General features: G+C 73.8%; 18 protein-coding genes. 7 read left to right on the forward strand and 11 right to left on the reverse strand.

The annotated features are described in order from the left end of the window. Positions 1-11 precede the first annotated feature (11 nt). On the forward strand, positions 12-800 hold the full coding sequence (locus ACFY0O_RS11865; RefSeq protein WP_388945827.1) for an ANTAR domain-containing protein: 789 nt from the start codon (positions 12-14) through the stop codon (positions 798-800). Positions 801-1,011: 211 nt separating this feature from the next. Here the strand turns inward: ACFY0O_RS11865 and ACFY0O_RS11870 are convergent, their stop codons facing one another. Next, complete coding sequence (locus ACFY0O_RS11870) at positions 1,012-1,242, reverse strand: DUF6480 family protein (protein ID WP_388945830.1); 231 nt, start codon at positions 1,240-1,242, stop codon at positions 1,012-1,014. 169 nt (positions 1,243-1,411) lie between these two features. Here ACFY0O_RS11870 and ACFY0O_RS11875 point away from each other — a divergent pair, with 169 nt between their 5' ends. Both ACFY0O_RS11875 and ACFY0O_RS11880 read left to right on the forward strand, forming a co-directional pair. After that, positions 1,412-2,374 carry an LLM class F420-dependent oxidoreductase gene (locus tag ACFY0O_RS11875; protein WP_388945833.1) on the forward strand — a complete coding sequence of 321 codons (963 nt, stop codon included), beginning with the start codon at positions 1,412-1,414 and terminating at the stop codon, positions 2,372-2,374. Between the two features lie 180 nt (positions 2,375-2,554). Continuing rightward, positions 2,555-4,795 carry a catalase gene (locus ACFY0O_RS11880; RefSeq protein WP_388945834.1) on the forward strand — a complete coding sequence of 747 codons (2,241 nt, stop codon included), beginning with the start codon at positions 2,555-2,557 and terminating at the stop codon, positions 4,793-4,795. A 90-nt stretch (positions 4,796-4,885) separates the two neighbouring features. Here the strand turns inward: ACFY0O_RS11880 and ACFY0O_RS11885 are convergent, their stop codons facing one another. Continuing rightward, a complete protein-coding gene (locus ACFY0O_RS11885; RefSeq protein ID WP_388945837.1) occupies positions 4,886-5,422 on the reverse strand; it encodes a DUF5709 domain-containing protein in 537 nt (178 codons plus the stop codon). After that, positions 5,419-5,601, reverse strand: coding sequence for a hypothetical protein (locus tag ACFY0O_RS11890; protein ID WP_388945840.1), 183 nt, complete (start codon positions 5,599-5,601; stop codon positions 5,419-5,421). The genes ACFY0O_RS11885 and ACFY0O_RS11890 overlap by 4 nt, the downstream gene beginning before the upstream one ends. A gap of 168 nt (positions 5,602-5,769) precedes the next feature. Here ACFY0O_RS11890 and ACFY0O_RS11895 point away from each other — a divergent pair, with 168 nt between their 5' ends. After that, positions 5,770-6,093, forward strand: coding sequence for a plasmid stabilization protein (locus tag ACFY0O_RS11895; protein WP_388945842.1), 324 nt, complete (start codon positions 5,770-5,772; stop codon positions 6,091-6,093). 103 nt (positions 6,094-6,196) lie between these two features. Further along, positions 6,197-6,724: a DUF4142 domain-containing protein gene (locus tag ACFY0O_RS11900; protein ID WP_388945845.1), complete on the forward strand. Its 528-nt coding sequence runs from the start codon at positions 6,197-6,199 to the stop codon at positions 6,722-6,724. A 166-nt stretch (positions 6,725-6,890) separates the two neighbouring features. On the opposite strand, the gene ACFY0O_RS11905 is transcribed toward ACFY0O_RS11900, so the two are convergent. The 4 genes from ACFY0O_RS11905 to ACFY0O_RS11920 all read right to left on the reverse strand — a co-directional run bounded on the left by ACFY0O_RS11905 (position 6,891) and on the right by ACFY0O_RS11920 (position 11,731). Beyond that, positions 6,891-7,382 (reverse strand): hypothetical protein, encoded by a 492-nt coding sequence (locus ACFY0O_RS11905; RefSeq protein ID WP_388946687.1) that lies wholly within the window; start codon positions 7,380-7,382, stop codon positions 6,891-6,893. A gap of 5 nt (positions 7,383-7,387) precedes the next feature. Next, entirely contained in the window at positions 7,388-9,904 is a 2,517-nt protein-coding gene (locus ACFY0O_RS11910; protein WP_388945848.1) for a molybdopterin oxidoreductase family protein, read from the reverse strand. A 375-nt stretch (positions 9,905-10,279) separates the two neighbouring features. Then, a complete protein-coding gene (locus tag ACFY0O_RS11915) occupies positions 10,280-10,876 on the reverse strand; it encodes a sigma-70 family RNA polymerase sigma factor (protein WP_388945850.1) in 597 nt (198 codons plus the stop codon). Positions 10,877-11,017: 141 nt separating this feature from the next. Beyond that, positions 11,018-11,731, reverse strand: coding sequence for a hypothetical protein (locus ACFY0O_RS11920; protein ID WP_388945852.1), 714 nt, complete (start codon positions 11,729-11,731; stop codon positions 11,018-11,020). 269 nt (positions 11,732-12,000) lie between these two features. Here ACFY0O_RS11920 and ACFY0O_RS11925 point away from each other — a divergent pair, with 269 nt between their 5' ends. Continuing rightward, positions 12,001-13,053 carry a M36 family metallopeptidase gene (locus ACFY0O_RS11925; RefSeq protein WP_388945855.1) on the forward strand — a complete coding sequence of 351 codons (1,053 nt, stop codon included), beginning with the start codon at positions 12,001-12,003 and terminating at the stop codon, positions 13,051-13,053. Positions 13,054-13,112: 59 nt separating this feature from the next. On the opposite strand, the gene ACFY0O_RS11930 is transcribed toward ACFY0O_RS11925, so the two are convergent. The 3 genes from ACFY0O_RS11930 to ACFY0O_RS11940 form a co-directional block, all read right to left on the reverse strand. Beyond that, complete coding sequence (locus ACFY0O_RS11930) at positions 13,113-13,682, reverse strand: hypothetical protein (protein WP_388945858.1); 570 nt, start codon at positions 13,680-13,682, stop codon at positions 13,113-13,115. 1 nt (position 13,683) lies between these two features. After that, positions 13,684-14,226, reverse strand: a complete 543-nt coding sequence (locus ACFY0O_RS11935; RefSeq protein WP_388945860.1) for a hypothetical protein — start codon at positions 14,224-14,226, stop codon at positions 13,684-13,686. A 102-nt stretch (positions 14,227-14,328) separates the two neighbouring features. Continuing rightward, a complete protein-coding gene (locus ACFY0O_RS11940) occupies positions 14,329-15,336 on the reverse strand; it encodes a glutathione S-transferase family protein (protein WP_388945863.1) in 1,008 nt (335 codons plus the stop codon). 240 nt (positions 15,337-15,576) lie between these two features. On the opposite strand from ACFY0O_RS11940, the gene ACFY0O_RS11945 reads away from it, so the two are divergent. After that, the gene (locus ACFY0O_RS11945) at positions 15,577-16,893 is read left to right on the forward strand and encodes a hypothetical protein (RefSeq protein WP_388945866.1); all 1,317 of its coding nucleotides are present in this window, start codon (positions 15,577-15,579) and stop codon (positions 16,891-16,893) included. Between the two features lie 45 nt (positions 16,894-16,938). Here ACFY0O_RS11945 and ACFY0O_RS11950 read toward each other — a convergent pair whose 3' ends face one another. Beyond that, positions 16,939-18,882, reverse strand: a complete 1,944-nt coding sequence (locus ACFY0O_RS11950) for a transglycosylase domain-containing protein (protein WP_388946689.1) — start codon at positions 18,880-18,882, stop codon at positions 16,939-16,941. Between the last annotated feature and the right edge of the window lie 396 nt (positions 18,883-19,278).

A 19,278-nucleotide genomic window follows, 5' to 3' on the forward strand; every position in this document is an offset into this window, starting at 1 on the left:
ATGGCTGGGAGGTGAGCACCGTGCCCCTGGACCGGTCGGACGAGCACGACCCCCGGGCTCGCGGTGACCCCGGCGAGCAGCACCCCCCCGGCGAACCCGGCGACGTCGTGCGCGGGCTGGTGCACGCCCTGGACGGGGTCCCCTCGGAGCTCCTGCCCTCCCGGCTCTGCGGCGCCGTCCTGGATCTGCTGCCCGTGAGCGGGCTGGCCATGAGCGTGAGCGGCGAAGGGGGCGCCGTGACCCGGCTCTGCGCGAGCGACGAGACCGCTGGCCGGCTCACGGAGATCCAGTTCACCCTGGGGGAGGGGCCGGCCGTGCGGGCCGTGGAGGTCTTCGCCCCCGTCCTGGCCCCCGACCTCGCCCGCGGCTCCGACGCCCGCCGGTGGCCGCTGTTCGCCCCGCAGGCCGTCGAGGCCGGGGCGCGGGCGGTGTTCTCGGTGCCGCTGGGCACCCCCGCGGCGGTCCTCGGCACCATGGACCTCTACCGCGACAGCCCCGGCATGCTCAAGGCGCCGGACCTGCGCGCGGCCATGCTCGCCGCGGACGCCGTGACGGTCCTGCTGGCCGCCTTCGACCACAGCCCCGCCCCCGTGGAGGGGGTCGCGGCCTGGCTCCACGACGCCGAGAACCACCGGACCGAGGTCTACCAGGCAGCCGGAATGATCATGTCCCAGCTGAAGCTGGGAGCCGACGAGGCACTCGCCCTGCTGCGCGCCCGGGCCTTCCGCGAGGGGCGCACCGCGACCGAGGTGGCCCGCGACGTGATCGGCCACCTCACGGACTTCCGGGAGAACGACTAGGGCCTGTCCGGCGGATCATGGCCGGGGCTGCGGTGTCCGGCACGGCGCCTCGCGGCGTTGCCGAAACGCCCCAATAGCTCCGCTATCGAGACGCTCCGGCGCCTTGCGATGCACCGCGCCGGACACCGCGGCCTGTCCGACCCTGATCCGCCGGACAGGCCCTAGGCGGAGGCGCCCTCCGCCGGGGGTTTGAGGACTGACGCCACACGCGTCACAGGGCGATGACGATCCCGTACGCGAGGAAGAACAGCGCGACGAGCACCGCCAGGAGCACGATGGCCACGAGCGGCCCCTTGGACCAGCCGCGCTTGAGCGGGCGGTGGGGTCCGGCTCCGGACGCGGTGCTCGCCTCGGCGGGCGGGGTCTCCCCGGGCGGCACCGAGCCGCCGGGTTCCAGACCTGTGGTGTTGCGGGGATCGGGGTCGGGGGAGTGGGCACTCATGCCCGGCGCCTCCCCCGAACCGGGGCGGCCATGTCTGCGCGGGCGGACTTTCCCCGACCGGCGGCCCCGGTGTCCGGCGGCGGAGGGCGGGCAGACGCGCACAGGAGCCCACGGCGCGGCCCGCGGCCCAGGCGGACGTGGCCGCCCGCCCCGACGAAAGGTGCTGTCCATGACCGAGTTCGGCTATTTCCTGGCGTGCGAGGAGTTCACCCCCGCGCAGCTGCTCGACCAGGCCCGCCGGGCCGAGGAGGCCGGATTCACCCGGCTCGCGATCTCCGACCACTTCCACCCGTGGAACGACGCCCAGGGCAACAGCCCCTTCGTGTGGTCGGTGATCGGGGCGCTCTCGCAGGCCGTCTCCCTGCCCGTCACCACCCTGGTCACCTGCCCCACCGTGCGGATCCACCCCGCCGTCACCGCCCAGGCGGCGGCCACCTCCAGCGTGCTGCTGGACGGCCGCTTCACCCTCGGAGTGGGCACCGGCGAAGCCCTCAACGAGCACGTCCACGGCGACCGCTGGCCCCCCTTCGCCGACCGGGCCGCCATGCTGGAGGAGGCCGTGGAGGTCATGCGCCGGCTCTTCACCGGCGAGCTCGTCAGCCACCGCGGCGAGTACTACACCGTCGAGAACGCCCGCCTGTACACGGCGCCCGACGCGCCGCCGCCGGTCCTCGTCTCCGGCTTCGGACCGAACGCGGCCGAACTCGCCGGGCGCATCGGGGACGGGTACGTCCTGATGAGCCCGGACGAGGAGCTCATCGGCGCCTTCCGCGAGGGCGGCGGCGCCGGAAAGCCGGTGGTCGGCGGGCTGAAGGTCTGCTGGGACGAGGACCGGGACCGGGCCGTGGACACCGTCCACCGGCTCTGGCCCAGTGAACTCCTCCCGGGCGAACTGGCCCAGATCCTGCCCACCCCCGCCCACTTCGAGCAGGCGAGCGAGCTGGTCACCCGGGAACAGGTCGCGCAGTCCGTCCCCTGCGGCGACGACCCCGAGGCCCACGTCGAAGCCGTCCGCGCGTACGTGGACGCCGGCTTCGACGAGGTGTACATCGGCCAGATCGGACCCGACCAGGCCCCGTTCTTCGAAAACTTCCGCACCAAGGTCCTCCCGGCCCTCTCCCCGTCCCACTAGCCGCCCTGAGCTCCGCTCCGGCCGCCGCTGTCCGACGGCGTGGCGGAGCTCCCGGTTCGGCCGGACGGCCCCGGGTAGGCGCCGCTGGCGGGGCGGCCCGAGGCCACGGCCACCGGCCGGACTCCGCCGAACCCCAACCCCCAACCCCCAACCCCCAACCCCGAACTCCAGGGAGAGAGCATGTCCGAGACGTACGAGCCCGACCACGCCGCCTCCGCCGGCTCCCCGCCCCGGGCACCGGGCAGGCCGGGAGCGGCCGCGCCCGGCCTCGGGGAACCGGCCGGCCCGCGCCCGCCGCTGCCGCCCAAGCCCGACCAGGAGGGCCCGGAGACCGTCAGCCCGACCGGACAGCCCACCGGTACGCGGCCGGCCCGGGAGGCCCAGAGCGGCCCCTACCTGACGAGCGCGCAGGGCACCCGGCTGTACGAGAGCGACCACTCCCTGAAGGCCGGCCCCCGCGGGCCGGTCCTCCTCCAGGACCACCACCTGCGGGAGAAGCTCACCCACTTCGACCACGAACGCATCCCCGAGCGCGTGGTGCACGCCCGCGGCGCGGGCGCCCACGGCGTCTTCCGCGGCTACGGGGCGGCCGGAGAGGTCTGCAAGGCGGCCTTCCTCGGCCGAGACGTCGAAACCCCCGTCTTCGTCCGGTTCTCCACCGTCCTCGGCTCGCGCGGATCCGCCGACACCGTGCGCGACACCCGGGGTTTCGCGACGAAGTTCTACACCGAGGAGGGCACCTTCGACCTGGTCGGCAACAACATCCCCGTCTTCTTCATCCAGGACGCCCTCAAGTTCCCCGACGTCGTCCACGCCGCCAAACCGCACCCCGACCGCGAGATTCCGCAGGCCCAGAGCGCGCACGACACCTTCTGGGACTTCGTCTCCCTGCACACCGAGGCCACCCACCACACCCTCTGGAACATGTCGGACCGGGGCATCCCCCGCTCCTACCGGATGATGGAGGGCTTCGGCGTCCACACCTTCCGCCTGGTCAACGAGGCGGGGGAGACGGCCCTGGTCAAGTTCCACTGGAAGCCGGAACTGGGCGTGCACTCCCTGACCTGGGAGGAGGCCCAGATGATCGGGGGGACGGACCCGGACTTCCACCGCCGCGACCTCTTCGACGCCATCGAGTCCGGCGCCTTCCCCTCCTGGGAACTCGGCGTCCAGGTCTTCCCCGACACCCCCGAGCAGACCTTCGAGGGCATCGACCTCCTCGACCCCACGAAGCTCGTGCCCGAGGAGCGCTGCCCCGTGCAGCCCGTCGGCCGGCTGACCCTGACCGCCAACACCAAGAACTTCTTCGCCGAGACCGAACAGGTCGCCTTCCACCCCGGCCACCTGGTGCCGGGCATCGACGTCACCGACGACCCCCTGCTCGCCGGCCGGCTCTTCTCGTACCTGGACACCCAGATCAGCCGGCTCGGCGGACCCAACTTCGCCCAGATCCCGGTGAACCGCCCGCACGCCCCCGTCAACGACATGCTGCGCGACGGCATGCACCAGACCGCCGTGCACACGGGCGTCGCCCCCTACCGGCCCAACAGCCTGGACGGCGGCTGCCCCTTCCTCGCGGGCCCGGACTCGGCCGCGTTCATCGAGGCCCCGGTCCACGTCCCCGCCGCGGACAAGACCCGCGAGGCCCCCCTCTCGTTCGCCGACCACTTCAGCCAGGCACGCCTGTTCTGGCTGAGCATGAGCCCGCCCGAGCGCGCGCACATCGTCGCCGCGTACACCTTCGAACTGGGCAAGTGCCAGGAACAGGCGGTGCGGGAACGGATGGTGGGCGTCCTCGCCAACATCGACCCCGGGCTGTGCGCCGAGGTCGCCGCCGGACTGGGGCTGCCCGCCGCCGAGCCCGGCGTCCCCCTCGCCGACGTCGAACCCAGCCCCGCCCTCTCCCAGCTGGGCGGGAGCTGGCCGGTCGACGGCCGGGTGGTCGGCATCGTCGCCGACCCGGCCGGGAAGCCGGAGGACGTGCGGTCCGTGCGGCGGGCCGCCCTCGCACAGGGCCTGATCCCACTGGTCATCGCCCCCACCGGGGGCGCCCTCGACGGCGGGGACGGCGAACCCGTCGCCGTCCAGCGCACCTTCGCCACGGCACGGTCGGTGGAGTACGACGCCCTCGTCCTCGCCGGGGCCCCGCGTCCCGCCGCCGACGCCGGCGGAGCCCGCGACGCCAAGGCGGGCGGCCCCGGCGCGCCGGAGGTGGACCCGCGCGTGCTGCTCCTGGTCACCGAGGCCTACCGGCACGGCAAGGCCATCGGCGGCTGGAACGGGGGCGAACGGGCCCTCCGGGCCGCCGGTGTCACCGCGGACGCACCCGGCGTCATCGTCGGCGACTCGGGCGAGTCGGTGGTCGACGCACTCGCCGCGGCCCTGGAGAAGCACCGCGTCTGGGAACGCTTCCCCAGCTGACCGGTCCGGCCGGGCCGCGCACCCCCGGCCGCGCACATGGGACGGCCCCGGGAACACCTCGTTCCCGGGGCCGTACGGCCGGGGGCGCCCCTACGGCTCGGCGTCCGGCTCCTCCGGCTCCTCCTCGACCACGTGCACGGCCGCCTCCTCGGCGGAAGCGGCCCCGCCGTTGATCCCGGCGTCGCGGGCCAGCACCGAGATGTGCCGCACCGGTCGCTCCTCCTCGGCCGGGGCCATCCGGCCCGCCCGGTCCCGCCCGGCGGTGGAGGCGTCGCCGTAGGGGTCTCCGGTCATGTCCTCGCCCCCGTCACCGCCCCCGTCGCCGCCCACCCCGGCCAGGTCCTCGCCCGGAGCGGCCTCGGACCCCCCGCCCGCGCCGGTGCCGTCCGGCTCCGGCTGCTCCTGGGCGAGCCGCTGGTCGAGGGTCTCCCCGGCGCGCTGCTCCTCGGCGGTGGTGCCGTGGCGGGTGACCGCCAGGGGGCGGTCGGGCGGGGAGTAACCGCTGTCCAGCGTCTGGTCCAGGTCCGGTTCGCCCAGCGCGTTCTCCATGTCCGGCTGGGACTCCCCGGGCTCCGCCTCGTCATGAGGCTGGTACACCTCGTCCCCCCGCGTCTCGTTCTCGCTCATGGCCGTAGGCTCCTCTCCGGCGCGTTCTCACCGCCGCTCCCGCGCCCCGCGGGGCGAGCGGGGTCGAACAGGTCGAGCATCCGCTCCAGGACCTCGTCGAAGTCCTGCCACGGACCGGCCGGTTCCACGGTGGCCCGGCGGACGGTCCCGTCCGGGCGGCTGCTTCCCTGCGCGGACATGGCCACCTCCTCTGTGACTCTCGGATGCGGGCTTCTGCCCCGGATCCGCGGGCCCATGCCGTGCGAACGGGTGAACGCGGGCACCCATGACGGCGCCCGGAGGGGGTAGGCGCGGGACACGGCCGGCACCAGCCGGCCCGTCCCCCGAGGCAGGGAAAGGAGAAGGCCATGCCCCGTGGTTCCTCCCCGAAGAGGGAACGGCAGTACGAGCACATCAAGGACTCGGCACTCGACCGCGGCGAGTCCACGAAGCGGGCCGAGGAGATCGCCGCCCGCACCGTGAACAAGGAACGCGCCCGCTCCGGCGAGTCGAAGACGGCCAGCAGGTCCTCCATCGAGGACATGTCCTCGTCCGAGCGAGGCGGCCGGCGGTCGCACAGCGGCTCCCAGGGACCGACGAAGGACCAGCTCTACAACGAGGCGAAGCAGCGGAACATCAAGGGCCGGTCCCAGATGGACAAGGCCGAGCTGAAGAAGGCCCTCGGCCACTGACCGCCCCCGTCCCGACCCGTTTCGGCCAACCGGCCGGGGTAGACGCACAGGACACCGGCCGGCCGCCGGCAGGGCGCCGGCCGCTTCCCCTCCAGGAGGCGCCATGCGCCCTTCACGCTTCGTCATCGCGGCGGCCGTCGCCGCCGTCGCCATGGGCACGTTCACCCCGGCGGCCGTCGCCGCCGGACAGACCGGCCACGACGACCAGAAGTTCGTCGTGACCGTCCACCAGGGCAACCTGGCCGAGATCGCCGCCGGTACGGACACCCGGGCGAACGCGCGGGACACCTGCGTCAAGGACGTGGGCCGCACACTGGTCAAGGACCACACCAAGCTGGACACCGACCTCAAGGCGCTCGCGGGGAAGCTGCACGTCACCCTCCCCGGCAAGCCCACCGAGGCCCAGCGGGCGCAGCTGGCGGAGATCCAGGCCAAGGCCGGGACCCCCGGCTACGACACGGCGTGGCTGAAGGCCCAGGCCGACGCCCACCAGGCCACCCTCAAGACCATCGACGACGAGATCGCGAACGGTGAAGACGCCCAGGTCGTGGCCGCCGCGAAGAACGCGCGGCCCGTGGTCGCCATGCACCTCGACATGGTCCGCGGCGGCACCTGCCACGTCATGGGCTGACGCGCGCCGCCAGGATCCGCGGGCCCCGGGGGTTGGGGCCGCACCGGCGGGGCAGACGCGCCACGGGACCCCGGGGCGCGTCGTGATCTCCCCCCGGTCCACGACCCCCGCGGTCCCGCCCGGCCCCCCTCACCTCCCCCGGGGCCGGGCTTCCGCACGTCTCCTCTCACACGCTCGTCAGGAGCTGGGGAGCCAGGTCCTTGATCATGGTGTTGGTCCAGCGCATCTGCCGCAGGGTCTGTGGGTGACAGGCGGTGGCCAGCTCCAGGAGGCGGGGTTCGCGCGCGGCCTGGGCGGCCTGGGCGAGCATCTCCCAGTAGAGGGAGTTCCCGGCCGCGGCCAGGTGCAGTGCGCGCAGGTCGCTCAGCAGGAGCAGGCCCGCCCGCGGCCGCGGCCCGAGGGCTTCGGTCGGCTTCTCCCGCAGCGCGGACACCAGTGCGGAGGTGGGGGAGCCGGCGGGCCCGTCGAGGTCGAGGCCGTAGGGGCGGCCCGCTTCGGCGATGCGCCGGCAGTGCTCCTCCGACCAGCGGACCAGGTCCTTGGCGACGTGGTGGACCTCGTGGTCCGTGCGGTGGCGTTCCGCCACGACTTCCAGATCGTGGGCCAGTCCGCGCTCGCCGTGGTGCAGCGCGTGCAGGGTGAGCCCGATGCCGTCCATGCCCTTCACCGGGTGCCTCCCGTCGGTCGGTCAGGGCCCGCCGCGTCCGGGTACGCGACCTCGGACACCTGGGCCGCGGGGCCGCCCCGCGTGGCCGCCGCGGTGCCGCCGCGCACGGGGGCGGAAGCGGTGGTGGTGGGGGCCGGGGCGGGCCGGCCGTCGCCCTTCGCCACCAGCCGGACCGCCGCGGCGGCCGTCTTGAACAGGGGCTGTTTGGACACCGGGTCCCAGTCGGTGACGGTGGTCTCGTTCGCCGCCCGGCCGGGCACCGTGCCGTCGGGGCCGCAGCCCGCGGGGGTGTCCCAGTAGCCGTAGTGGAAGGGCACGAACAGCAGCCCCGGCCGGATGCCGGTCACCCGCAGCCGGCCGCGCAGGGCGCCCCGGGCGTTGGAGACCTCCACCAGGTCGCCCTCGTCCAGGCCGCGCGCGTCCGCGTCGGCCGCCGAGATCTCCACCCAGACGTCCGGTGCAGCGGCGTCGAGCTGCGGGGTGCGGCCGGTCTTCGTACGGGTGTGGAAGTGGTAGAGGGTGCGGCCCGTGGTGAGCTGGAAGGGGTGGTCCGCGTCCGTGTCCTCGTGCGGCGGGAGGTACTCGGCGGCCTTGATCACCGCCTTGCCGTCCGGGTTGAGCGAGCGGTACTCGACCACCGACACGGCGGCGCCGGTGACCAGGTCCTTTCCGTAGGACTCGCAGACGTCGGGGTGCGCCCAGCCGATGCCGTCGGTGTAGAGCCGGTCCGTTCCCCCGGGGGCCGACGCGTCGCACGGCCACTGGATGCCGCTGCCGCCGCGCAGCTTCCCGTAGGACAGGCCCGTGTAGTCGCAGGGCCGGCCGGCGCTGCACCGCTTCCACGCCTCGAACGCGGACTCCGGGTCGTGCCAGGAGACCAGGGGGGCGCCGTCCTTGTCCCGGAAGTCCATGCGACGGGCGTAATCGAGGAAGATGTCGAGGTCCGCCCGCGCCTCACCGGGCGGGTCGACGGCCCGGTCGGAGAGGTGGACGGTGCGGTCGGCGTTGGTGAAGGTGCCGGACTTCTCCCCCCAGGTCGCCGCGGGCAGGACGACGTCGGCCAGCTGCGCGGTCTCCGTCAGGAACAGGTCCTGGACGACGGTGAACAGCCGCCGCCGCGACAGCACCGAACGGACGCGGGCCAGTTCGGGCAGGGAGACGGCCGGGTTGGTGCCGCTGATCCACAGCATCCGCAGCGAGCCCTGCTCGGCGTAGCGGAACATCTGCATGGCGTGCGTGGGCGGCCTGTGGCGGGGGATGGCCGAGGGGTCCACGTTCCAGACCTCGGCCAGGTCGGCGACGTGCTCCTCGTTCTCCCAGTTGCGGAAGCCCGGCAGGTCGCCGTTCGCGCCGCATTCGCGGGTGTTCTCCGCCGTGGGCTGTCCGTTCATCTGGAGGATCCCGGCGCCCGGCCGGCCCAGCATGCCGCGGATCAGGTGCAGGTTGTTGACCTGCACGGCCGCGGCGGTGGCCTGGTGGGACTGGTAGACGCCCTGGAGGACGGTGGACAGCAGCCGGTCCGCCGTGCCCAGCAGTTCGGCCGCCGCCATGACGTCCGCGACGCGGACGTCGCAGATGTCCGCCGCCCACCGGGGACCGCAGTCCGCTACGGCCTTCTCCAGCTCCTCGAAGCCCACGGTGTGGGCGTCGATCCAGTCGCGGTCGATGTGCCCGGCGCGGATGACCTCGTGCAGGAGGGCGTTCAGGAGGGCCACGTTGGTGCCGGCGCGGGGCGCGAGGTGCACGGCGGCCCGGCGGGCCACCGGGGTGGGGCGCGGGTCCACGCAGAGCAGCCGCGGCGGGTCGGCGCCGTCGAGCCGGTCCAGGATCCGCATCCACTGCACCGGCTGGGTCTCGGCGATGTTGTGGCCGTAGAGGGCGATGACGTCGGCGTGGTCGATGTCGTCGTAGCTGCCGGGCTGTCCGTCGCAGCCGAAGGTCTCCTTGAGGGCCTCGGCCGCCGTGGCCGTGCACAGGCGGGTGTTGCCGTCGAGGTGGCTGGTGCCGATGCCGGCGCGGGCCAGCACGGCGAGGGTGTAGTACTCCTCCAGGAACAGCTGGCCGGAGGTGTAGAAGCCGATCGAGCCGGGGCCGTGCTCGGACAGCAGGTCCCGGGAGCGGGAGACGACGAGGTCCATCGCGGTGTCCCAGTCGGCGGGGACCAGCCGCCCGGCGCGGCGGACCAGGGGGGTGGTGAGCCGGTCGGGGGAGGCGTTGGCCTGCCAGCCGAACGCGTCCTTGGGGCCGAGCCGGCCGCGGTTGACCCGGTCCACGACGCGTCCGCGCACCCCGACCATCGCGCCGTCGCGGACGGCGATGTCCATGGCGTCCCCGTCGGAGTGCAGGATCGAGGCGGTCTGCACCCACCGCTCGACGTCCTGCGGCCCCACCCCCTCGGCCAGGTACGCGTCCTGCCGGGCCGGCCATTCCTGGTGGCGCCCGTAGGGCGTCCGGCCGCCCCAGGGCTCGGCGATCCGGTCCACCCGCTGTGTCCTGCGCCGTGCGCCGTCCATGGTCGGCGGCTACCCGGCGGCCCCGGGGGTACACGTTCCCCTCGACCCCGCCGGCCCCGGCCGGCGGGGTCGAGGGGGCGGCCGTGACGGGGGCTCATTCGCGCTGCTGGGACGCCGCCGGCCGGGGAACGGTTCACGGCCCCTGCGTGGCGAACACCACGATCGCCGCGCAGGGGCCCCGGGCCGGTGATCCCGGGACGGAGAGAGCCGCTCGTCCGTCCGGGGCCGGTGCGTGTCAGTGAACCAGGGGTGACCCCGGCGGGGCGACTGGATCCGGACACGGAATCAGGCCACTGGGGGTCGAGTGGGGACAGTCAATCATCCAAGAGGCATTCCCATTCATGACTGCGGCAAGTGCGGGACTGAAGGCGCTGTTCACATCGCTCCTGTGGAGACCGCCGGGGTCCGGTGCGGCTCCGCGAGGAGGGCCGCCAGTGCCAGTCGGGCGCGGGCGACCCGGGAGCGCACGGTGCCGACGGGGCAGCCGACGGCGGCCGCCGCCTCGGCGTAGCCGAGGCCGTAGACCTGGGTGAGGAGGAAGGCCTCCCGGCGCTCGGCCGGTATCACGGCCAGCAGGTCCGCCAGCGCGATCCCGTCCTCGAAGCCCGGCAGTCCGGACGGCTGGCTCCGCTCGGCGGCCGCCTGCCAGTCCTGCCGGTCCGCGAGCCGCGGGCGGGCGGCGGCGCGGCGGAAGCCGTCCGCCACGGTCCGGCGGGCGATGGACAGCAGCCAGGTCCGCGCCGAGGAGCGGCCCTCGAACCGGGGGAGGGCGGCCAGGGCCCGCAGGAACACCTCCTGGGTGAGATCGTCGGCGGCTTGCCGGTCGCCGCTGAGGTGGGCCACGTAATGCCACACGTCGCGGTGGAGCGCGCGGACGAGGCGGTCGGTCTTGGCCGGGTCGCCGTCGCGGGCGTCCAGGGCCAGCCGGGTGGTCCGGGCGTCGGAGCCCGGGGTGTGCGGGGCAGGGGTCATCGCCACAAGTTCCTTCGAGGCACGGGAAATCCGGCGCCGCGCCCGGCGGCACCGGTGAAGGGTGATCGGCCTGCCGCAGGGCATGGCCGAGACCCGGGCCGCGACGCGCGGAGCGTCGGCGGGCGCCCGGGGATCCGGCTGTCAGCAGACAGCGGTTCCCGGAGGCGGCCCCCGTGAGGTGAGGGAACGGACGAGGAGCAGCCGGCGCGGCGCGTGCTCCCGGCGGGCCCGGAGGACATGGATCCGGGGGTGGTGCGGTACCGGCGCGAAGGGACCGAACAGCACGCGCAGGGGCGTCCGCAGCCGCGCCGCCAGCGCACGCAGGACGCGGAAGACCCCCCGCTCCGCGTAGGCGAGCCACAGGGCGCAGAGCACCGCGGCGAGCACGTGCCCGGCGAGCATCCCGACGGCGGAGGGGTCCGCCGGGGACAGGTGCGCCATGGTGTGGCCGCATCCCGTCGCCATGGCGGCGCCGTCGGGCACGGCGGGCACGGCGGGCGACGGCATCGACGGCATGGGCATGGAGCGCATCGCCATGGACGGCATGCCCCGCGCGGCGCACATCGCGTGCGGGCCCGCCGCGGCCGTACCCGCCGGAGCCGCACGCTGCGCCAGGGTGAACCCGCCGTGCAGCGCCGCCTGGACGGCCAGGGCCGCCGAGGTGACGGCCAGCGGCCCGCGCTCGCGGCCCGCGAGACCCCAGGCCCCCGCCGCCGTCCCCGTGAACGCGGCCGCCAGCGCCCACCAGGGGACGGGGCGGTCCGACATCAGGAGGTGGCCGGTCGCCGCGAGCAGCACGCAGAGGGCCGCGAACATCGCGGCCCGCGCGGCGCGTAACCAGTGGCCCGGGGTCATGGCGCGTTCATCCTCGCACCGGCCCCCCGTCCGCCCCGACCCGGGCGCCACCCCGACGAAGGGCCCGACTCCCGGTCCCTCCACCGGCCTTGGGCAGCCCCCGCCCTCGCCGTACCTACGGCTCCGCCTCCGGCAGGGGCGTACCGGAGGATTTCCGGCGGACCGGCCCCCGAGGCGTCCGAGGCCTGGTCAAACGGGGGCCGCGTGCGCAAGGATCACGCCCGCACCACGCGCACACCTCCCCACCCCCCCGTCCCAGGAGGATCTGTATGGCTCGCCGCATATCCCGCGGCCTCGTCGCCGCGGCCACCGCCACCGTGGCCACGCTCACCCTCGCCGGCCCCGTCTCCGCCCAGTCCGCCGGCACCGCCGCGGCCGCCCCCACACCGCCCCAGGGGCGGATCTTCATGGTCAACCCCGTCCAGTCCTCAGGCGACCAGACGCTCACCGACGGCAAGGACGGCGACGCGGCCGTCCCGGCCTCCGCCTACACCCTCGCCGCGCTGCGCAACCTCGACGCCAGTGGCACCCTCTCGGGCAAGTGGGCGGCCGTCCGGTCGGAGACCGGCGCCCCGGTCCGCGTCACGGACGCCGCCTCCTTCAGCCGCAAGGACGACGGGTTCGAGCAGGTGATGGCCTACTTCTGGGTCAACGAGGCGCAGGAGTACCTGCAGGGCCTGGGATTCGGCAGCGAACTGCCCGGCGCCAACGACCGCGCGCAGCCCGTACGGATCAACCAGTGGGGCGCCGACAACTCCTTCTTCTCCGACAAGAAGGCCGAGATCCGCTTCGGCAAGGGCGGCGTGGACGATGCCGAGGACGCCGAGGTCATCGTCCACGAGTACGGGCACGCCGTGCACAACGCCCAGGTGCCCGGCTTCGGCAGCTCGCCGGAGGCGGGCGCGATCGGCGAGGCCTTCGGCGACTTCCTGGCCGTCTCCGTCGGCGCGAACGCGGACGAGCGCTACGGCTGGCCGCGCAAGACCGACCTGGCCTGCGTGGGCGACTGGGACTCGGTGGAGTACAGCGCGGCCCCGCACTGCCTGCGGCGCATCGACGGGAACAAGGTCTACGCCGACCGCGTCGGAGAGGTCCACGCGGACGGGGAGATCTGGTCCCGGGCCCTGTTCGACATCCGGCAGTCGCTCGGTGCGCGGACGGCCGGCCGGATCATCGTCGACGCCCAGTTCGGCTTCCGCCCGGACACCGGCTTCCAGGACGCGGCGCTGACGACCATCGCCACCGCCCAGCGGATGTACGGGGCGGACGCGGCGGCCGCCGTCCGCGCGGCCTTCCGGGCCCGGCAGATCCCCGGAGTGTAGGGACGCGCGCGGGTGCCGCCGGCCCGGGCCGGCGGCACCCGCGGGGGGGAAGTCCCCGCTCAGGCGTTGAGCAGGCGGTTGAAGAACGAGCGGTAGTGCCGGAGGGCCTGGCGCAGGTCCTCCGTCGCCACGTCGTCACCCCGCTGCCACTGCCCCTCCAGCTCCTGCTTGTGCGAGGCGAAGGTGCCGGCGAGGCTCTGCATCACCTCGGCCACCAGGGTGTCCGCCGAGGTGACCGCCTCGCGCGGGTCGTCGACGAAGCGTCCCTGGATCTCGCCCCAGGCCGTCCGATAGCGCTCCGTGTCCCCGGGGTCGAGCAGGGGCTCCCCGTCACCGCCCTCGGCCGCCGCGGCTCCGGCCGCCGAGCCGTCCCGGGAGTCCTCCGCGGGCCGGTCCGCCGCCTCGTCGTCCGTCCGGCCGGCCAGGAGGTCCTCCTCGTCCCGGCCGGCGGTCTCCTCGTCCTCGTCGGCGGATCCGCCGGACAGGGACCCGCCGGACAGGGACTCACCGGTCGCCTCGCCCGGGTAGACCGGGGGTCCCGCGTCCGGTTCGCCGGCCGCGCCCGGTCCCGCGAGGTCCTCCGTGGTCAGGGGGGTTTCGCCCCGCCGTATGTCGTCGTGGGTGCCCATGTCACCGGCTCCTCTGGTCCGTCAGCAGTTCGTCGAACAGTGCGCGGTAGTGCACCATCGCCGCGCGGAGTTCCTCCGTGGTCGCCTGCCCGTCCGCGCTGCGCGACCTGACCTCGTGCGCGGCCCGGTAGTGCTCCAGCGTCCGGCCGTGTTCGACCGACAGGTCACGGACGGCGCCGTGGTACCCGTCGGTGGGGTAGCCGCGCTCCCGCATCAGCTTCGCCACCAGTTCGTCGGCCTCGTCGACCGACCCGGCCGGCTGGTCCACGAAGTGTTCCTGGACCTCGCTCCACCGGTCGGCGAACTGGCGCCGCCGCTCCGGCGGCAGCTCCCGGATGTCGAGCTTGTCGTGCCGGACCTCGCGGGCGTGCAGGTCGCGCTCGGCGGCCAGGACGCCGCCCTTCTCCTCGACCGCGCGCTCGTACTCGGGTCCGAACCGGCGGCGCAGATGACGCCGTCGGCCGAGCAGCGCGAGGGTCACGGTGATGGCGAGCACCACGACCACCGCGGCCACCACAATGGCTATGAGTGTGCTTGTCGACATCTCGGTCCTCCGTCCCGGGTGATTACCCGCCCGCAGGGACGCGGCTGCCCACCCGGCCTCCCGGCAAACCGGAACCGGTCGCGACAAAAGGTGAACGGGACCTCAGTACAGCGGATTGTGGCCCTGCGGGACCGCCTCCGCGGGCCGTACGGGGCCGGGGGCGGTGCCGTCGCCGAAGGGGCGGCCGCCCAGGGCGGCCCGGCCGTGCGGCGCGAGCCATCCCCGGGTGTCGGGGCCGGCCGGCACGATGCCGGTCGGGTTGATGTCCGTGTGCACCAGGTAGTAGTGCCGTTTGATGTGGTCGAAGTCGATCGTGTCGCCGAACCCCGGCGTCTGGAACAGGTCCCGGGCGTAGTCCCACAGCACCGGCATCTCGCTCAGCTTCCGCCGGTTGCACTTGAAGTGGCCGTGGTAGACCGCGTCGAAGCGCACGAGGGTGGTGAACAGCCGGACGTCGGCCTCCGTGATCGTGTCGCCGACGAGGTAGCGGGAGCCGGCCAGCCGCTCGGAGAGCCAGGTGAGCCGGTCGAACAGCTGCTGGTACGCCCGCGCGTACGCCTCCTGGGAGCCGGCGAAGCCCGCCCGGCAGACGCCGTTGTTCACGTCCCGGTACACCACCTCGTTCACCGTGTCGATCTGCGGGCGCAGCTCCCGGGGGTAGAGGTCGGGGGCGCCCGCGCGGTGATGGGCGGTCCACTGGAGCGACAGGTCGAGGGTGATCTGCGGGAAGTCGTTGGTCACCACCCGCCCGGTCGGGACGTCCACGATCGCCGGCACCGTGATCCCCCGGTCGTAGCCGGGGTCCCGGGCGAAGTAGGCCTCCTGGAGCCGTTCGATGCCGAGCACCGGATCGCGCCCGCCCGGGTCCAGGTCGAAGCTCCAGCTGCGCTCGTCGTGGACCGGCCCGGCCACGGCCATGGGGAGGGCCTCCTCCAGCCCGAGGAGCCGCCGCACGATGATCGCCCGGTTCGCCCACGGACAGGCCCGGCTGACCACCAGACGGTACCGCCCGGGCTCCACGGGGAACCCGTCCCGGCCGTCCGCGGTGATCCGCGTGGTGAGGTAGCGGTCGTCCCGGGAGTACTCCTGGCCGGAGGTGACGTAGCTCATGTGCGGCGCCTACCCGCAGCGGGCGGTGGTGAACGCAGGTCCGTATCCGCGGCTGGACTGGAGGAGAACGTTCCGGGAAGGACAGGAGGCGTGGGGCCCGGACCTCCCGGAGGTGCTGTGAGATGGCTGTGAAGCGACGGGCCCGGGGGGTCCGGGGTGCGGGAAGAGTGCCGACAAGTTCTATATTCGTACGAACCACGCGCGGCGGCCCGGCTGCGGTGATCAGGGGGGACGACAGGCATGGCCGACACCGACACCGTTCCGGGCGCCCGGACGGAGTCCCGGAGTGCCCGCAAGCTCCAGCGCAAGGCTCGCGGCCGCAAGCGCCTGGGCATAGCCGTGGCCGTCCTCGCCATCGGCGGGGCGGCCGCCACGGCGTACGCGTTCACCCTCGGCGGCACCCCCGCCCAGGGCGAGGCCAAGCTCGCCGCCACGGAGAGCGCCGCCGAGGCGGCCGCCGCCGCGAAGGGCGCCGAGCAGCCCTGGGACGGCAAGGTCAAGGTGCTGGGCGACGGCTCCACCTCCTACACCGGGCCGCAGCCGGGACAGCTCAAGCCCGAGAAGCTCAAGCCCGGCGAGAAGCCGCCGCAGTTCGTGGTCTTCTCCTGGGACGGCGCCCTGGAGGGCGACGACCACCTCTTCTCGCACTTCCGTCAGGTGGCCAAGGAGAGCAAGGCCCACATGACCTTCTTCCTCACCGGCATCTACCTCCTGCCCGACTCGAAGAAGATGCTCTACCACCCCCCGCAGCACCCGCAGGGCTCGTCCGCCATCTCCTACCCGACCGTGCCGCACGTGAAGAGCACCCTCGCCCAGCTGCGCGGCGCCTGGGCCGACGGCGACGAGATCGGATCCCACTTCAACGGGCACTTCTGCGGCCCCAAGGGCGGCGGGGACTGGAGCCCCGACGAGTGGAAGAGCGAGATCGACCAGACGTACGGGTTCGTCAAGAACTGGAAGACCAACACCGGCTTCACCAGCGAGGAGCCCCTGCCCTTCGACCCCGACCGCGAGGTCGTCGGCGGCCGCGCGCCCTGCCTGGAGGGCCAGAAGAACCTGCTCACCGCGATCAAGCCGTACGGCTGGCGCTACGACGCGAGCTCCTCGGGCGACTTCCAGCTGTGGCCGTCCAAGACGAGCGGCATCTGGAACTTCCCCCTCCAGCTCGTCCCCCTCCAGGGCAAGGAGCTGCAGGTCCTCTCCATGGACTTCAACTTCCTCTACAACCAGTCCGGCGACAGCACCAAGGGCGACCCGGCGAAGTACCGGGGCTGGGAGGCGCAGACCCGCGCCTCGTACCTGAACGGCTTCAACCGCGTCTACAACGGCAGCCGGGCCCCCATGTTCATCGGAAACCACTTCGAGGACTGGAACGGCGGCATCTACATGCAGGCCGTCGAGGACGTCATGCGGGACGTCTGCCCGCGCCAGGACGTCCGCTGCGTGTCCTTCAAGGAGCTGTCGGACTGGCTCGACGCCCAGGACCCCAAGGTCCTGGCCCAGCTGCGCATGCTCGACCCCGCGCAGGCGCCCGACTGGAACACCCTGGTCAAGTAGGGCGGCCGGGGCCCGGGCCGCCCCCGGCCCCGCTCCCGCCGCGGTCTACTTGACCGCCTTGATGTAGTCCGTCCACAGCCGCACCGCCCGGTCGCTGCCCGGCGTGCCCGGCGCGTCCCCGCCCAGCCCGGTCAGCGGCAGCGCGATCAGGTCGGTCAGCGCCATCCGGTAGACGACCACCGCCGTGGACTCCTTCGCGGTGTTCGCCACGAACCAGCCCGCCGTGTTCGCCGCGGTGGTCCCCGTCTTGCCGGCCGCGCCCGGCTGCGCCTTGGCCGCGGCCTTCGCCGCCCCCTCGGTGACCGAGCTCCGCAGGGCCTCCGTCACCGACCGGGCCGTCTTCGCCGACATCGCCCGGACCGGCTTCGGCGCCTCCAGCGGCAGCGCCGCCCCGTTGCGGCTGGCCGAACGCACCGAGTACGGGTCGGTGTGCATCCCGTCCGCCGCGAAGGTCGCGTAGGCGCCGGCCATGCGGATCGCGCTGGGCTTGGAGTTCTCCCCCAGCGAGAACGTCGGGATCCGCGTCCCGAGGCTCGACGGCAGCAGGCCGGCCCGCTCCGCGAACGACTCCACCCGGTCCAGCCCCACGTCGAGCCCGAGCTGGAGCATGGGGGTGTTCACCGAGTTCGCCACCGCCTGCTGGAGGGTCACCTGCCCCCAGCTCTTGTTCCCGTCGTTGTGGCCCTTGACCACCTTGCCGCTGCGGTCCCAGTACGGGCCCTCCGGCGTCTGCACGGTCACCTGGTCGTTGCCGTCGTAGACCGTGGACGGCGAGACGGGCGTGCGGTCCTTGCCGCGGGTGCGCACCACCCCCTCCTCCAGCGCCGCCGCGTACACCAGCGGCGTGAACGCCGTCCCGACCGGGATCGTCGTCGAGTTCGCCTGGTTGAACCCCTGCTTGAGGTAGTCGGGGCCGCCGTAGACCGCGAGCAGCCGGCCGTCGGCGGCCACGCTCGCCGCGCCGATCTTCGCGTGCGTGTCGGTCCCGGGCCGCTTCTCCGCGTCGAAGTCCTGCTGCGCCTTCTGCACGGCGTCGGTCAGCGCGGCCATCCGTGACCGGTCGAACGTGGTGTAGATCTGGTAGCCGCCGAGGTCGAAGTCGGAGTCCTTGATGTGCCCCGCCTTGATCGCGTAGGCCTTGGCCAGTTCCACCAGGTAGCCGTTCTGCGCGCCGGGCGTGCCGGCCGTGCCCGGGCCCGTGGGCTCCGGGAACGTCTTGTACGTCGCGCGCTCCGCGGGCGTGAGCGTGCCCGTCTCGACCATGCGGTCCAGGATCCAGCCCCAGCGCTCCACCGCCCGCTTGTGGTTCTCCGGGCCGAGCGCGGGGTCGTACAGGCCGGCGCCCTTGAGCAGGGAGGCGAGGAAGGCGCCCTCGCTGGGGGAGAGCTTCGAGACGTCCTTGCCGTAGTACGCCTGCGCGGCGCGCTGGATGCCGTAGGTGCCCCGGCCGAACCAGCTGGTGTTGAGGTAGTCCTGCAGGATCTGCTTCTTGCCGGTCTGGTTGTCCAGCTTCAGGGCCAGCAGGATCTCGGTGAACTTCCGCGAGAGGGTGCGGTCCTGGTTCAGGTAGGCGTTCTTCACGTACTGCTGGGTGATGGTGGACCCGCCCTGGGTCTCGCCGCCGGTGAGGGCCGCGCGCACGGCGCGCATGACCCCGGAGGGGGAGACCCCGGGGTCGGTGTAGAAGCTGGCGTTCTCGGCCGCGAGCACCGCGCCCTGGACCTTGGGGGGCACCTTGTCCAGGGGCATCTCCTGCCGGCTGACCCAGCCGGTCCGGGCCATCGTGGAGCCGTCGGCCCAGTAGTAGACGTTGTCCTGCTGTGTGGCGAAAGAGTTGAGGTCGTCCGGTATGTCCGTGGTGGCGTACGCGATGCCGACGAAGGCGACGAGACCCGTGAACAGGTACAGGCAGGCGCCCAGCCACTGGCGCCAGGAGGGTATCCAGCGGCGCCAGCCGCTGCGCCCGGGCCTCGGGTACGCCGGCCGCATCCGCCGCAGCAGCGGGCGCACCCGGGCGGCGGCGGGCCCGAGCACCCGCTCCAGGACCGGCGCGAGCGCCCGCAGCCGCCCCGCTCCCGCGCGGCGGCGCCGGCGCGCCCCCGACCCGCTCCTGCGGCCCGCCGAGGCCGCTGCGCCGGGGTCCGCGGGCGCGCGTCTGCCCCGAGACCGCCCTCTTCCGCCCGTATCGTGCCTGGCCACTGCGGATGCTCCCTCTTCCGTGCTTTCCCGGACACCCTAGATGCATTTGCTGTGAGCCGTTCCAGGTGCCCACGGCCGGCGCCCCCCGGGCCCGAGTGCCCTTCCGCCGTGCCGAAGCGGAGTAGGAGGGCTGTGCCGCCGAGCGGTTCCTACCGGGCATCCGGTGACAAAGCGGAACGCGGCGAA

Source organism: Streptomyces sp. NPDC001594 (assembly GCF_042893675.1).
Taxonomy (GTDB): Bacteria; Actinomycetota; Actinomycetes; order Streptomycetales; family Streptomycetaceae; genus Streptomyces.

What these genes read in the sequence shown, in the direction of transcription:
- ACFY0O_RS11870 (WP_388945830.1), bottom strand. Translation starts at nt 1,242, where the DNA reads ATGAGTGCCCACTCCCCCGACCCCGATCCCCGCAACACCACAGGTCTG.
- ACFY0O_RS11875 (WP_388945833.1), top strand. Translation starts at nt 1,412, where the DNA reads ATGACCGAGTTCGGCTATTTCCTGGCGTGCGAGGAGTTCACCCCCGCG.
- ACFY0O_RS11880 (WP_388945834.1), top strand. Translation starts at nt 2,555, where the DNA reads ATGTCCGAGACGTACGAGCCCGACCACGCCGCCTCCGCCGGCTCCCCG.
- ACFY0O_RS11885 (WP_388945837.1), bottom strand. Translation starts at nt 5,422, where the DNA reads ATGAGCGAGAACGAGACGCGGGGGGACGAGGTGTACCAGCCTCATGAC.
- ACFY0O_RS11890 (WP_388945840.1), bottom strand. Translation starts at nt 5,601, where the DNA reads ATGTCCGCGCAGGGAAGCAGCCGCCCGGACGGGACCGTCCGCCGGGCC.
- ACFY0O_RS11895 (WP_388945842.1), top strand. Translation starts at nt 5,770, where the DNA reads ATGCCCCGTGGTTCCTCCCCGAAGAGGGAACGGCAGTACGAGCACATC.
- ACFY0O_RS11900 (WP_388945845.1), top strand. Translation starts at nt 6,197, where the DNA reads ATGCGCCCTTCACGCTTCGTCATCGCGGCGGCCGTCGCCGCCGTCGCC.
- ACFY0O_RS11905 (WP_388946687.1), bottom strand. Translation starts at nt 7,382, where the DNA reads ATGGACGGCATCGGGCTCACCCTGCACGCGCTGCACCACGGCGAGCGC.
- ACFY0O_RS11910 (WP_388945848.1), bottom strand. Translation starts at nt 9,904, where the DNA reads ATGGACGGCGCACGGCGCAGGACACAGCGGGTGGACCGGATCGCCGAG.
- ACFY0O_RS11915 (WP_388945850.1), bottom strand. Translation starts at nt 10,876, where the DNA reads ATGACCCCTGCCCCGCACACCCCGGGCTCCGACGCCCGGACCACCCGG.
- ACFY0O_RS11920 (WP_388945852.1), bottom strand. Translation starts at nt 11,731, where the DNA reads ATGACCCCGGGCCACTGGTTACGCGCCGCGCGGGCCGCGATGTTCGCG.
- ACFY0O_RS11925 (WP_388945855.1), top strand. Translation starts at nt 12,001, where the DNA reads ATGGCTCGCCGCATATCCCGCGGCCTCGTCGCCGCGGCCACCGCCACC.
- ACFY0O_RS11930 (WP_388945858.1), bottom strand. Translation starts at nt 13,682, where the DNA reads ATGGGCACCCACGACGACATACGGCGGGGCGAAACCCCCCTGACCACG.
- ACFY0O_RS11935 (WP_388945860.1), bottom strand. Translation starts at nt 14,226, where the DNA reads ATGTCGACAAGCACACTCATAGCCATTGTGGTGGCCGCGGTGGTCGTG.
- ACFY0O_RS11940 (WP_388945863.1), bottom strand. Translation starts at nt 15,336, where the DNA reads ATGAGCTACGTCACCTCCGGCCAGGAGTACTCCCGGGACGACCGCTAC.
- ACFY0O_RS11945 (WP_388945866.1), top strand. Translation starts at nt 15,577, where the DNA reads ATGGCCGACACCGACACCGTTCCGGGCGCCCGGACGGAGTCCCGGAGT.
- ACFY0O_RS11950 (WP_388946689.1), bottom strand. Translation starts at nt 18,882, where the DNA reads ATGCGGCCGGCGTACCCGAGGCCCGGGCGCAGCGGCTGGCGCCGCTGG.